Below are 13,642 nucleotides of genomic sequence, written 5' to 3'. Positions count from 1 at the left end.
GGCCGATTGACCCTGGTTGACACAGCATTTGATCGGGACCGCCACAGGCCCGCTTTCCGGCTGTCACCCCCGCCGCCGCCCGTTATGACGATTGGCAATGATAACGGGCCAATGGGAGTGGATATGGGTCAGCCCATCAGCAGCAGGGACAAGGACCCCGTCGTCCTGATCACGGGTGCCAGTGCCGGCATCGGCGCGGCCATCGCCCGGCGTTTCGCAGCCGGCGGTTTCCGCATTGTCGCGGTGGCGCGCCGGCCGGAAAAGCTGGAAGGAATGGCGACGTCGCTATCGGGCGTCACGGACATCGTCCCCTTCGCCGGCGACGTGTCGGCGCCGGGTGTGCCGGAACAGGCGGTTGACCTTGCCATGCAGCGGTTCGGCCGGCTTGACTGTCTGGTCAACAATGCCGGTTCCGGTAAATGGGCGCCCGTGCACCTGACCGACGATGATACCCTGGAAGAGGTGATCGCCATCTCCCTGAAGGGTCCCTTCCGCTTCGCCCGCGCCGCACTCGCCGTCATGGGTGCCGGATCGTCGATCATCAATGTCGGTTCCACCTTCGGCCTGATCGGCGGGTTGAATGGCGGGGCCTATTGCGCGGTCAAGGCCGGACTGATCGGCCTGACCCAGACGCTGGCGGCGCAGTATGGCGCGCAGGGCATCCGGTCCAACCTGGTCGCCCCCGGCGTCATCAAGACCGACATGACCCGTGATTACTGGGAAGCGGCCCCGTTCCAGCGCCTGAACCAGGAAATGACCCCCTTCAACCGCGACGGTACGGCCGAGGATGTGGCCAACACGGTGCATTTCCTGGCGTCCGCCGAGGGCAGCTACATCAACGGCCAGTCGATCGCGCTCGATGGCGGCTGGACCACGACCAAGTATCTCAGCGCCGAGGCCCTGATGGCCCAGCGCGTCCCCCAAGCCACCGCCTGAATGAGAAGGACCGGACCCATGGTTGCGAATTTCGGCGCGGGCACCTGCCCGTTCACCGGCAAGGGCGGATCAATCCTGGAGACGGGATCGCTGATCGATCCGGAAATCTCCGCCCGGCCCAAGGCGTATTACGACGCCATGCGGGCCGGTGACCCGATCCATCTCGACCCCAAGCTGAACATGTATCTGGTCTCCCGGTACGAGGATATCCAGGTGATCCAGCGCGACCCCATCACCTTCTCGGTCTATGAAGGCTATAACGCGCAGTACGCCAAGGGCTTCTTCGAGGAATTCAAGCAGATCCTGGAGCGTGACGGCGGCGGCTATTTCCCCGATGCCATCATGTCGGACCCGCCCTATCACACGCGTATCCGCAAGCTGATGGACAATGCCTTCTCGGCCCACCGGGTGCGGGAGCTGGAACCGCTGATCACCGACATCATCGTCGATGTGCTGAACAACATGCCGGACCAGGGGCCGGTCGATGTGGTCAAGGCCTTCTCCGTCCCCGTCACCATCCGCGTGATCTGCGAACAGCTGGGCATCTCCCAGTATAACGCCGACAAGATCCAGCGTTGGTCGCTGGCCGTGACGGCGCAGATCGGGCGCATGCAGAACCGCGAGCAGATGGTCGAGAACGCCAGGGATCTCTGCGAATTGCAGCATTTCCTGATCGGGCAGATCAGGGACCGGCAGGAAAACCCGAAGGAGGACATGATCTCCGACCTGGTCCATGCCCGCACCGATGACAGTGCCGAACCGACGCTCACCTTCAAGGAGGTGGTGTCGCTGGTCCGCGCCCTTATGATCGCGGGCAACGAGACCACGGCCACGGCCATGACCAACATGTTCTACATCCTGGCAACCCAACCCAAGGTGGTGGAGACGCTTAAGTCGGCCGCCGATGATGACCGCCTGCTGTCACGCTTCGTGGAGGAATTGCTGCGGATCGAGCCGCCGGTGCGCGGCCTGTCACGCATGACGACCAAGGAAGTGGAGGTTGGTGGCAAGCTGTTGCCCAAGGGCGCGCATCTGCTGCTGATGTACGCATCGGCCAACGATCAGGAAGACGTGTTCCCCTGCCCGCGTGACTTTGACATGGAACGCTCGAACCTGGGCCGGCATGTCGCGTTTGGCGGTGGGCCCCACCGCTGCATCGGCCTGTCGCTGGCCCGCATGGAAATCCGCGTGGCGGCGCGGGAGGTCATCAAGCGGCTGGACAATTTCAGGCTGGAAATCCCGGTGGAGGAAATCCCTTACCTGAAGACAGTCGCCACCCATTCCATCGAGACGCTGCCCGTCAGCTACACACGGCGCGGGTAAGGAGGCGGGATTGGCACAGGAACTTCAGGGCAAGGTCGCCATTGTCACCGGCGGGGCCGGCGGCATCGGCCGGGCCACCGCCGAACTGTTCGTGGCCGAAGGGGCCAGCGTCATCATTGCCGACGTGAATGATGACGCTGGGGAGGCGTTGGCCGCATCGCTAGGCAAGGCCGCCCTTTACCGCCATGCCGACGTGTCGAAGCCGGACGACATTCAGGTGCTGGTGGACAGTGCCGTCGACCATTTCGGCGGCCTGCACATCATGCTCAACAATGCCGGTATTTCCGGCGGCCGGCATCCGCATTTCCTGGATGACGACCTGACGGATTTCCACAAGGTGGTAGGGGTCAATCTCTATGGCGTCATGATCGGCACACAGCGTGCCGCCCGGCATATGGCCAGGCATGGCGGCGGCGTCGTGCTGAACAATGCCTCCATCGCCGGCATCATGGCGGGTCAGGCGTTGATGTCCTACCGTGCCACCAAGGCCGCGGTCATCCACCTGACCAAGTCGCTTTCCATCGACCTGGCCAAGCACAATATCCGCGTCAACTGCATGGCGCCGGGCCATATCCGCACGCCCATCCGCTCCATGACCACCGATCCGGTATCGCTGGAACAGCAATTGCGCATCGAAGCGGCGCTGAAGCCCGTCTGGGATGTCAACAAACCGCTGAAGCGCGATGGTGTGCCCGAAGACGTGGCCCAGGCAGCCCTGTTCCTGGCCAGCGACCGCGCGGCCCAGATCACCGGGGCGATACTTCCCGTGGATGGCGGCATTTCCGCTGGCGACAGCGTCAATCATCTGGAGGAACTGTTGGCGGCGCAGGCGGCGGCCCTGGCAGAGGGCTGAACCGCATTGCCGTCAACCCAATCGGGAGCAGCGTGAACATGAGTTCGATCAATGTCACCTTCATCGAAGAGACCGGCAATGTCGTGCAGGCGACGGTGGAGACGGGCCAGAGCCTGATGGAAGCGGGGAAGGCCAAGGGTATCGCCGGCATCCTGGCCGATTGCGGGGGGTCATGCGCCTGTGCGACCTGCCATGTCTATATCGACGGGGACTGGTACGCGAAGGTGGGCGCCCCCGACGATGTGGAGGCGGAAATGCTGGACATGGTTTCCGATGTCCGCCGCGACACCAGCCGCCTGGCCTGCCAGATCAAGCTGACGGAGACGCTGGACGGGCTGAAAGTGGAAGTAGCGCCGTTTGCGTAACCTGTCAGCGCAGCAAATCCAATCGGAAATCACATCCCTCCGCCGTCTCCTGGATCTCGATGACATTGCCTTCCGGATCGCGGCCATAGACCGATTTCACGTGGCCCATGTCGACGGCATGGGGATGGCCGAAGGTCATGCCCAGACCCTTCAGCCGTACATATTCCACCTCGATGTCCGTTACATCGATGCACATATGGGTATAGCCCTTGTCCTGCGGGTCGCGCGGCCGCGTCTCGCCCGCCGGCGCCTGGAACTCGAACAGCTCCATATAGCAGGTGCCGGCGCGCAGCATGGCACCACGGGCCGCCGAACCGGGAACGTCGATCAGCCGGTCCACGATCTCCACATCGGCCCAGGCGAACTTTTCGCCGACCACCTCGAACCCGAACGCCTCCCGGTAGAAGCGGATCATGCGGTCCAGGTCGCGGCAATGCATGGCGACATGGTGAATACCCCGGATCATGCTTCGTTCCCTCCCGGAATTATTGGCTTTCCGCCCCGAAAATGGCGCCGGAACAGGGGTGCGACAACGCAAAACGGGTTATGTGGCAGGCGCAGACAAGCGGGGCTGCGCACCCCGTCATTCGCCTTCTGGGCGGGTGCGCGATAATCCCCCCCAATGCAAACCGACCTCATAAGAAGGATCGACCAAGATGGGGAAGACGCTGATCACCGGGGCCGCGATCTGGGATGCCACAGGCGCGCCGGTCTACCGGGGCGATGTCCTGATCAACGGCAACCGCATCGCCGCCATCGCGCGCGATCCGGGTGGGCTGGCGGCATCCGGTGCATTGCATATCGACGGCACAGGCCTGTTCCTGATGCCCGGTATGGTGGAAGGTCACACGCACCTGTCCTTTGAGACGGTGGCCGCGACCGAGGACCTGATCAAGCCGCCACCGGAGGAACAGGTCTTCACCACGGCACGGGGGGCCAAGGCCCTGATCGATGCCGGTTTCACCAGTGCCTATGGCGCGTCGGAGGCCAAGCTGCGCCTGGCGGTGGCTGTCCGCAACGAGGTGAATGCCGGCAGGCTGCCGGGCCCGCGCATCCGCGCCGGATCGATCGAGATTTCCGTCACAGGCGCCATGGGCGATGAAAGCCGCAACCATGACCCGCGTCCGGGCGGCCCCTCCCTGATCGTCGATGGGCCGGAGGAGATGCGCAAGGCAGTGCGCCTGTGCTGCCGCGAGGGCTGCGACAATATCAAGCTGGATGTCTCGGGCGATCCCTTCTATCCCGGCACCCCCGGCCATACGACGCCCATGAGTTTTGCGGAAATCCGCATGGCGGTGGAAACCGCCCATGCCTATGGCCGCAAGGTCAATGCCCATACAAGGTCCCTGGAAGGGTCGAAGGCCTGTGTGCGGGCCGGTGTCGATGGCCTGTTCCATGTCGAATATTCCGACCCGGAATTGCTGGACATGCTGGAGGAGGCCAGGGACCGCTGCTTCGTGGTGCCGACCGTCAGCCTGTTCCACACTATCGTCAATGGCGAGGCCTCAGGTTCCGGCCTGACCCCGGAGGTGGGGGGCTATATGGGTATCCCGGGCCTGCTGGAAAAATCGGTCGAAACCCATACCGAACTGCGCAAACGCGGCATCCGCCACCTGATCGGCGGCGATTACGGCTTCGCCTGGAGCCGGCAGGGCACCAACGCCCGCGACTTGCAGTTCTTCGTCGATTATTACGGCTACAGCAACGAAGGCGCCCTGATCTGCGCCACCCGTCATGGCGGCCAGGCCATGCGCGACGAGGGCGACCTGGGGACCGTCACTGAACGTGCCCTGGCCGACCTGCTGCTGGTCAATGGCGATCCGCTGAAAGACGTCACGATCATGACCGATGCCGACCGCCTGGCCCTGATCATGCGTGACGGACAGATCCACAAGAATGCGACGGCCACCCTGGCGCACCGCGCCCTGGCCTGACCTCAAACCCGCACCCGGAGACCCCCATGCACATCTCGTCGAAGAAGCCGGAGCCCGGTGACGCCCGGTGCCCGGCCGACAGCACCCAGGACATCATCGCCCGCGACAAGGTCGCCGCCCCCGCCTGGGTCCGCTCGGAAAGCTATCAGTTCCTGGGCGACGCAGACGTGTCCAGCGACCGCTATATCGATGCCGACTATGCCAAGGCGGAATATGAGCGGCTCTGGACCCGCACCTGGCAATTCGCCTGCCGGGAGGAGCATATCCCGAATGTGGGCGATTATTCCGTCTATGATCTGGGGCGCTACAGCTTCATCGTGGTGCGCGTGGCCGAGGATGATATCCGCGCCTACTATAATGCCTGCCTGCATCGCGGCACCAAGCTGCGCCCATCGGGTACGGAAGGCTGCGCGTCGGAATTCAAGTGCCCGTTCCATGGCTGGAGCTGGAACCTGGATGGCAGCAATAAGAACATCCTCTGCAATTGGGACTTCCCGCATGCCGAGCCGGAGAAGTTCAGCCTGCCGCAGGCCCGCGTGCAGCGCCTGGGCGGCTTCGTCTGGGTCAACATGGACCCCGACGCCCCCTCACTGGAGGAATATCTGGGGCCGGAAGCCCTGGCCCATATGCAGGCCTGGCGCCTGGAGGACCGCTATATCCATGTGCATGTGACCAAAAGCTTCCCCGCCAACTGGAAGCTGACCATGGAGGCCTTCATGGAGGCCTATCATGTGCTGGAAACCCATCCACAGGTGGCACCGTCCAACGCCGACGCCAACTCACAGTATGATTTCTACGGCGACCATGTGAACCGCTTCATCTCGCCGCTGGGCGTCTGCTCCCCGCATCTGGGCGGCCAATATACCGAGCAGGACGTGCTGGACCGCTTCACCGTGGGCGACAGTTCCATGGTGAGTGAGAAGCCGCTGGTGGGCGATGGCACGGCGCGGCAGGTGATGGCCGACATGTTCCGAACCATGTTTGCCCAGGCCACCAACAGCGACCTGTCCCACACATCGGATAGCGAGGTGCTGGACTGTTTCTCCTACACGATCTTCCCCAATACCTTCCTGTTCCCCGGCATCTCGCTGCCCATGGTCTATCGCTTTCGGCCCGATCCGCGCGACCATCGCCGCACCATCTACGAGGTGATGTTCCTGCGCCCCGTGCCCAAGGACAGCCCCCGCCCCAGCCCCGCCGAAGCCGTGGTGCTAACGGACGAGCAGTCCTTCACCGAAGCGGACGGCATGGACCCTGGCTTCGGCCGCATCCTGGACCAGGACACCGACAATCTGTTCGCCCAGCAGGAAGGGCTGGAGGCCAGCGCCAAGCGCGGCTTGACCCTGGGCAACTATCAGGAAATCCGCATCCGCCACTTTGAAAAGGCGGTGGACAAATACATGGCCATGCCGCCGAAACGGCCGGAGATGAAGCGCTGAGGCAGAAGGGTGCCGGCGGCGTCGCGGGCGGCACCCTTCTCGTACTTCCATCAGCCACGCCATCCCCTGATCCGGTTGCCGGCATCACAGTGAACGATCTCACCCGTGATGAAGCGCGCCTCGTCAGAGGCCAGAAACAGTGCAAGGTTCACGATATCGTCGGGCTGCCCCTCCAGGTTGATGAGCTGCATGGCCCGCACCCGCGCCACGGCTTCGGCGGGCAAGGCACCGGTCGCGGCGGGCGTTTCCATCAGGCCGGGCGCGATGGCGTTCACGCGAACCCCGTCGGCCCCGAACCCCGCCGCCATGCCGCAGGTGATGGCGTTCAAGGTAGACTTGGTCACGCCATAGATGGTCGTGGGCATGTAGGCCGCCATCGAAGACTGGTTGATGATGCACCCCTTCGCCGCCACCAAGGCTGGGCGCAGCGCAGTAGCCAGCAGCAGCGGCGCCAGACTGTTGACCGACAGATAGGTCAGCCATTTCGCCTGATCGATGCTGTCGACCGGTCGCGTCACCTCGCCATAGGCGATGCCGGCATTGTTGTAGAGCACGTCGATGGTCGGACAGGCGGCGCAGATCTCCGCCCCGAAGGCCCGGATTTCCGCCTCCGACGCCAGATCGACGGCATGGGTGACGCAGGCTCCGCCCCCGTCCCGGATCATTTCCGCCGTTTCTGTCAGTCCCGCCGACTGCACATCCGTCAGGATCAGCGACGCACCTTCGCCCGCGAAGCCCAGCGCCAGCGCCCGGCCCAGCCCGCCGGCCGCCCCGGTGATCACCACCCGCCGATCCATGTACCGCTTGCCCATCCTCTTCCCCGATCTTGATTGATGTCTGGGCCAATAAAGCATGATTTGACATTCGCGCCTGATGCCAGGTGCATCGCGGCTTGGCTGTAGGCGCGATGACCCGGATTGATCGTGGTCTGCCCCCTAACCCGTTGATTATCGTCGCCTTCGTGCGAATGCACCCAACAACATCACGATAATGGGGAAAGAGGGGGAGAGAATGCGGATCAAGACGATCCTGCTGGCCGGCTTGGCATCCGGCATGATGCTGCCGGCGCAGGCCCAGGAACCACCGGCAGGCAGCCCACGGGCCGGCGCCCCCGTGCTGGATGAGATCATCGTGACGGCGCGTAAGCGGCAGGAGAGCATCCTGAAGGTGCCGGTGGTGGCCACGGCGCTGACGGCGGAGATGCTGGGCCAGACGCAAGCCGTGGACCTGTCCAGCATCGCGCAGAAAGTGCCGGGCCTGCTGACCGGCTCGGGAACCCTGTCCGTGGGCAATCAGATTTCCATCCGCGGCGTGGGCACTACCAGCCTGGATTCCGGCGTGGACCAGTCGGTCTCCCTGAACATTGACGGGCTGCAATTGACCCAGGGCCTGGCCTACAAGGTCGGCCTGTTCGATCTGGCGCAGGCCGAAGTGCTGAAGGGTCCGCAGGCCCTGTTCTTCGGCAAGAACAGCCCAGGCGGCGTGGTCTCGCTGCGCTCCGTCGATCCCGGTCCCGCGTTCGAGGCCATCGCCCGCCTGGGCTATGAGGCTGAGGCGCGTGAGAGGCGGGCGGAGCTGATCCTGTCCGGACCGGTCAGCGACACGTTGGGCCTGCGCATCGCCGGCATGTATGACGTTGCCGACGGCTTCTTCCGCAACCACGGTGCCGCATTGCCCGATCTGGGCGGTGTGAATCCCGACACGCGTTTCGCAGGGGCGGAAAACTATATCATCCGCGCGACCGGCGTCTGGAAGCCCACACCCGACATCGACGTGCGGCTGAAGGTCAATGTGGCGCACGATGAGCTGGATGATGGCGGCATCCAGCAAATGGTCTCCTGCCCCGACGGGCGGGCTGCACCGGCCGGCATCCCCTTCATCAACCCCAGTGACGATTGCTCGCTGAACCGGAACATGTGGGTGGTGGACAGTGATCCCGCCGCCTTCCAGGGCGTGCGCAACAATGGCCGCACCTTTGCCGACCAGGAGCAGCGGTTCGGCACGCTGGAACTGAACCTGCGCCCCGATGACGAACTGACTCTCACTTCGGTCAGCGGTTACTATCATCTGGTGCAGGACAGCATGATCAACGGCACCGCCACGGGGGCCGCCGGTGCGGCGCTAAATGCCGACAATCATTTCCGGCGCCAGGATTTCACCCAGGAATTGCGTCTGACATCGGACTATGACGGCCCTGTCAATTTCACGGCCGGCGGTTTCTATCAGAGCGGGGAGATGTCCAACCGTATCTGGGTGATGGGCAATACCAAGCTGGGCCTGCCCGCGAACCTGCAACTGGGCTCCCACTATGTCGATATTGAATCGGCGTCGGCCTTCGGGCAGTTGCGCTGGCAGGCCACCGACATGCTTGAAGTGTCGGGTGGCGTGCGCTTCACCGACGAGACGCGCCGCAACCGCGAGGTGGACCGCATCACCGGGCGGGAGGTGACGGTGGACCTGCTGACACCGGAAATTTCCTCCAGCAATTTCTCCCCTGAACTGACCCTGAACTATACGCCCACCGACGATCTGACCCTGTTCGGCTCGCTGAAGCGCGGCTTCAAGTCGGGTTCCTTCTCCATCACCACCATGACGCCGGCCGGGCGTGACAATTCCTTTAGCGATGAGAAGGTCGATGGCGGCGAAGTGGGGATGAAGTCCCGATGGCTGGACCGCCGCCTGTCAGTCAACTTGGCGGGCTATTATTACCGCTACAAGGGTTTGCAGGTGGGGGCCAACGACCTGCCGCAGGCGGGAACCAGCGCCATCGTGCTGCGCACGCTGAATGCCGGGTCGGCGGATGTCTATGGCGTCGAGGCCGATGTCAATTACCGTCCGCCCGCCGTGGATGGCCTGACCCTGCATGGCGCCCTGAACTGGAATCATGCGGAATTCACCTCCCTGGACCGGGTACCCTGCTGGGGCGGGCAGACCATCGCCCAGGGCTGCGACCAGGTGGCCGACCCGACAACGGGCCGCTTCACCTCGCAGAACCTGGATGGCAGCCCGCTGGTCCGGGCCCCGCGCTGGCAGGCAAATTTTGGCTTCGATTACACGATCCCGGTGGAGGAGAAGACGCTGACCATCACGTCTTCCAACCAATATTCTTCACGCTATCTGACCAACCTGCTGGCTCGCGATGATTTCTACCAGAAAGCCTTCGTGAAGCTGGGCGCCAGCGTGGCGTTGGCCGGAGAGGATGAGGGCTGGGAACTGGCGCTGATCGGCAACAACCTGACCAACAAGATCACCACGGGAAATTGCACCAACGGCAATTTCGCCAATGGCCAGATCCTGGGCGGGCAGTTGACGGGCAGCAACGCCGTGGGACCGGCCGGCACGGATGAGCTTCTGTGCTTTGCCGACCAGGGGCGTGAACTCTGGGCCAGGGTGACGGTCCGGTTCCGCTGACGGTGAACGAAAACGGGGGGCGGCACCTGGATGCCGCCCCCGCTCCCCCCACGCCCCCTCCGCTGTCGCCCGGATGGGACCTCAGCCTTTGTTCGGATAGACGGATAAATCGCCGGCATAGGCGATCCCGCCAGGCCAGAACCTGTCACCGCTGACCTTGGCGAAGTAATGCACAGTGCGGGCAAAGGATCCGGCATCCGACCGTGGCGCCATGGCGATGCCGCTGGGGCTCCTGCCCTGCGCCCGGTCACTGAAATCCTTCACGGTGAAGGCCAGATCGTCCGTCTGCTGCGCGCACAGGACCAGTTGGTCACCGGGGCAATAGCGGCGGGGCTCGATCTGGATCGGGGACAGTTCACCCCGCTTCATGGCGACATGGCCGGGGACATTCGTCACCTCAACGGAATGCACCTCGTCATACCATTGGTGATATTCGGCGGCACGGCCGGCGACATAATTGCCCAGAATGATGGAAACCCCGCTGAAAGGCTGATCCTGACGCCAGTTGGCGCTGCCCTTCCAGTCGCCATACAGGCGGTAGCTGTAGATGCGTTCCGTCTCGTCATCCGCGATCAAACCGACATCGCGGGCATCCGCCAGCAACGGACCCAGCGCCGGCAGGTCGATGGCCGGGTCGGGCAGATCGAAATCATAGACGCTGACATAGCGCCAGGGCTGCGGGATCATGAACATCACCTGTTCTGCCGTCACCTGATACCGGTCGGCGGTGATGTGCCCGCGCAGATGCGCTAGGGCCGCACGGTGCGGGCCATCGAACCAGGCCGCATACTCATCCTGCCGCCCTTCCGGCACGTTATGCAGGTGAATCACCGTATAGAGCGCCATGGTCCCTCCCCATCGCCGCTGCCACGCGGCCTGGAACCGGATGATGTTGACGCCGCCCTCTCGTGGCAACGCCGCGCAGGGCATGGCGACCCAATCATCGCTCCCCCGATGCGGCGTATCGCGCCCGCGATGATTGTGCAACGCGGCAGGTTCGCCCCGCGCAAGGGGGCACCCGTGATGCTAAGCATCATTCAAATTCCGTCCCATCCGCGCCGCCATCAGCGTGCGCTTCGCGCAAGAGGAACCCCAGCATCATGGCAACTGAAATCCTGCTGCCGCAGATCGGCTTCTCCATGTCGGAGGGCCAGATTTCCGAATGGCTGGCGAAGGATGGCGACACGGTGACGGAAGGCCAGCCCCTGTTCCTGCTGGAGGCCGACAAATCCGCCAACGAGGTGGAGTCCCCCGCCAGCGGCACGCTGCGCATCCTGAAGCCGGCGGGGGAGACCTATGACGTCGGCACCATCCTGGGCACCATCGAATAAGCGGAGGGCAACCAGCCATGACATCCCCCGGATTGAACCGTCCCACGCCCGGCCCCGGCATCCAGATCGACATCTATCGCCGCATGGTGCGGATCGAGCGCAATGACGACGCCATCCGCCGGACCATCAAGCTGGGCCGGCTCCAGATGCCCTATTATTCGGCGCGCGGACAGGAGGTGATCCCGTCGGCCATTTCCGCCAATCTGAACCGCGACGATATGATCTGCACCATCTATCGCGGCATCCACGACATGGTGGCCAAGGACATGCCGCTGCGCCCCTTGTGGGCGGAGATCGCGGGCCGTATCGATGGCACCTGCAAGGGCAAGGGCGGGCCCATGCACCTGACCCACCCGGAAAGCGGGGTGATGGTCACCACGGGCATCGTCGGCTCCTCCATGCCCATCGCCAACGGCCTGGCCTGGGCCGCGAAATTGGATGGCAGCCGGCGGGTTTCCATCGCCTATTTCGGCGACGGCGCATCGAATATCGGCGCCTTCCATGAAAGCCTGAACCTGGCATCAGTGTGGAAGCTGCCGGTCATCTTCGTCTGCCAGAACAACCGCTTCGCCGAACATACACGCTATGAGGTCGGCACCTCGGTCGACAAGATCTCCAAACGCGCCATCGGCTATGGCATGCCGGGCGTCACCGTGGACGGCAACGACCCGTTCGAGATGTATGCCGCCGCCGCCGAAGCCATTGAACGCGCCCGGGCCGGGGAAGGCCCGACCCTGATCGAGGCCATCACCTTCCGCTTCTTCGGCCATGTCTTCGGCGACGACGACAAATACATGACGAAGGAGGAGAAGGCGGCGGCGATGGCAAAGGACCCCCTGCCCGCCTTCCGCGCCCGCCTGATCGCCGACGCCGTCGCGACCGAAGCCCAGTTGGCCGAGATCGAAACCGCCATCGCGGCGGAGGTGGAGGACGCCATCCAGTTCGGCCTGTCCAGCCCCCTGCCCAATGCCGATGAACTGCGCCGCGACGTTTTCGCCACGGAGATCGCGTGATGAGTGCCACCACCAAGCTGAACGGCATCGCCGCCGTCAATGCAGCCATCGCCCAGGCCATGGAGCGCGACCCCAAGGTCATCGTGCTGGGTGAGGATGTGGCCGACCGGGAGGGTGGCGGCGTGGTCGGCACCACGCGCGGCCTGTCCACCCGCTTCGGCGATGACCGGGTGAAATCCACGCCGATTTCCGAGCAGGCCATCATCGGGGCGGCCATCGGGGCCGCCATCGGCGGCTACAAGCCGGTGGCGGAAATCATGCTGATGAATTTTACCACCGTGGCCATGGACATGATCGTCAACCATGCGGCCAAGCTGCGCTTCATGTCGGGTGGCCAGACATCGGTGCCCATCACCATCCACACCCTGACCGGGGCCGGCGTCTCCACGGCCGGGCAGCATGCCGACCATCTGGAGGCCTGGTTCGCCCACACAGCCGGCATCAAGGTCGTCGCCCCATCCACGCCCACCGATTACAAGGGCCTGATGCTGTCCTGCATCGACGATCCCGACCCGTGCCTGATGATCATGAGCGCCATGACCTTGCGCACGTTCGAGGAAGTGCCCAACGATCTGGCCCCCATTCCACTGGGCCAGGCCAAGGTGATCCAGGAAGGGACCGACGTCACCATCGTGACCTATTCCGCCATGGTGCTGACGGCGAAGAAGGCCGTGGAGACACTGAAGGCCGACGGCGTGTCGGTGGAACTGATCGACCTGCGGACCGTAGCGCCCTGGGACCGGGAGACTGTACTGGCGTCCGTCGCCAAGACCGGCCGCGCCGTGCTGGTGCATGAGGCGCTGCGCAGCCACGGCATCGGGGCGGAGATCGCCGCCACCATCCAGGAGGAATTGTTCGGGCAGCTGAAGGCTCCCATCCGTCGCCTGGGCGCCCCCTACTCCCCCGTCCCCTTCTCCAAGCCGCTGGAGAATGCCTATCTGGTGCAGCCGGATGAGATCGTGGCCGCGGCAAAGTCGGTGGTGGGGTAGGAACAGGCGTAGGTCGGGGTGAGCCCACGGGCTCCCCCCGACCTACAG

Annotated in this window: 13 protein-coding genes; 10 read left to right on the top strand and 3 right to left on the bottom strand. The window is 64.0% G+C overall.

Features of this window, described 5'->3' with window-relative positions; genetic code table 11:
* The first annotated feature begins 123 nt into the window (after positions 1-123).
* Genes AC1Q7F_RS14740 through AC1Q7F_RS14725 form a run of 4 tightly spaced genes read left to right on the top strand, consistent with a single transcriptional unit; the run spans position 124 to position 3,477 of the window.
* A complete protein-coding gene (locus AC1Q7F_RS14740; protein ID WP_492508087.1) occupies positions 124-936 on the top strand; it encodes an SDR family NAD(P)-dependent oxidoreductase in 813 nt (270 codons plus the stop codon).
* 18 nt (positions 937-954) lie between these two features.
* Positions 955-2,259 carry a cytochrome P450 gene (locus AC1Q7F_RS14735; RefSeq protein WP_492508085.1) on the top strand — a complete coding sequence of 435 codons (1,305 nt, stop codon included), beginning with the start codon at positions 955-957 and terminating at the stop codon, positions 2,257-2,259.
* 10 nt (positions 2,260-2,269) lie between these two features.
* The gene (locus AC1Q7F_RS14730; protein ID WP_492508083.1) at positions 2,270-3,112 is read left to right on the top strand and encodes an SDR family NAD(P)-dependent oxidoreductase; all 843 of its coding nucleotides are present in this window, start codon (positions 2,270-2,272) and stop codon (positions 3,110-3,112) included.
* Between the two features lie 38 nt (positions 3,113-3,150).
* Entirely contained in the window at positions 3,151-3,477 is a 327-nt protein-coding gene (locus AC1Q7F_RS14725; RefSeq protein ID WP_492508081.1) for a 2Fe-2S iron-sulfur cluster-binding protein, read from the top strand.
* A 4-nt stretch (positions 3,478-3,481) separates the two neighbouring features.
* Here AC1Q7F_RS14725 and AC1Q7F_RS14720 read toward each other — a convergent pair whose 3' ends face one another.
* Positions 3,482-3,943, bottom strand: a complete 462-nt coding sequence (locus tag AC1Q7F_RS14720) for a VOC family protein (protein ID WP_492508079.1) — start codon at positions 3,941-3,943, stop codon at positions 3,482-3,484.
* Positions 3,944-4,133: 190 nt separating this feature from the next.
* Here AC1Q7F_RS14720 and AC1Q7F_RS14715 point away from each other — a divergent pair, with 190 nt between their 5' ends.
* The gene (locus AC1Q7F_RS14715) at positions 4,134-5,411 is read left to right on the top strand and encodes an amidohydrolase family protein (RefSeq protein ID WP_492508077.1); all 1,278 of its coding nucleotides are present in this window, start codon (positions 4,134-4,136) and stop codon (positions 5,409-5,411) included.
* A gap of 26 nt (positions 5,412-5,437) precedes the next feature.
* Positions 5,438-6,850 (top strand): aromatic ring-hydroxylating oxygenase subunit alpha, encoded by a 1,413-nt coding sequence (locus tag AC1Q7F_RS14710; protein ID WP_492508075.1) that lies wholly within the window; start codon positions 5,438-5,440, stop codon positions 6,848-6,850.
* A 50-nt stretch (positions 6,851-6,900) separates the two neighbouring features.
* Here the strand turns inward: AC1Q7F_RS14710 and AC1Q7F_RS14705 are convergent, their stop codons facing one another.
* Positions 6,901-7,662 carry an SDR family NAD(P)-dependent oxidoreductase gene (locus AC1Q7F_RS14705; RefSeq protein WP_492508073.1) on the bottom strand — a complete coding sequence of 254 codons (762 nt, stop codon included), beginning with the start codon at positions 7,660-7,662 and terminating at the stop codon, positions 6,901-6,903.
* A gap of 199 nt (positions 7,663-7,861) precedes the next feature.
* On the opposite strand from AC1Q7F_RS14705, the gene AC1Q7F_RS14700 reads away from it, so the two are divergent.
* Positions 7,862-10,261 (top strand): TonB-dependent receptor, encoded by a 2,400-nt coding sequence (locus AC1Q7F_RS14700; protein ID WP_492508071.1) that lies wholly within the window; start codon positions 7,862-7,864, stop codon positions 10,259-10,261.
* A gap of 81 nt (positions 10,262-10,342) precedes the next feature.
* Here the strand turns inward: AC1Q7F_RS14700 and AC1Q7F_RS14695 are convergent, their stop codons facing one another.
* On the bottom strand, positions 10,343-11,107 hold the full coding sequence (locus AC1Q7F_RS14695) for a hypothetical protein (protein WP_492508069.1): 765 nt from the start codon (positions 11,105-11,107) through the stop codon (positions 10,343-10,345).
* Between the two features lie 254 nt (positions 11,108-11,361).
* Here AC1Q7F_RS14695 and AC1Q7F_RS14690 point away from each other — a divergent pair, with 254 nt between their 5' ends.
* From AC1Q7F_RS14690 to AC1Q7F_RS14680, 3 genes are read left to right on the top strand one after another with little or no spacing between them, the layout of a single operon-like run.
* Positions 11,362-11,592, top strand: a complete 231-nt coding sequence (locus AC1Q7F_RS14690) for a biotin/lipoyl-containing protein (protein ID WP_492508067.1) — start codon at positions 11,362-11,364, stop codon at positions 11,590-11,592.
* Between the two features lie 17 nt (positions 11,593-11,609).
* Positions 11,610-12,605: a thiamine pyrophosphate-dependent dehydrogenase E1 component subunit alpha gene (locus AC1Q7F_RS14685; RefSeq protein WP_492508065.1), complete on the top strand. Its 996-nt coding sequence runs from the start codon at positions 11,610-11,612 to the stop codon at positions 12,603-12,605.
* Positions 12,605-13,594: an alpha-ketoacid dehydrogenase subunit beta gene (locus AC1Q7F_RS14680; protein ID WP_492508063.1), complete on the top strand. Its 990-nt coding sequence runs from the start codon at positions 12,605-12,607 to the stop codon at positions 13,592-13,594. The genes AC1Q7F_RS14685 and AC1Q7F_RS14680 overlap by 1 nt, the downstream gene beginning before the upstream one ends.
* Positions 13,595-13,642 lie beyond the last annotated feature (48 nt).

The sequence above is a fragment of the Niveispirillum sp. GW835-FHT14G11 genome, from assembly GCF_058793615.1.
Note: the sequence above shows the minus strand (reverse complement) of the source record. Positions and strands in the feature narration are given on the sequence as shown.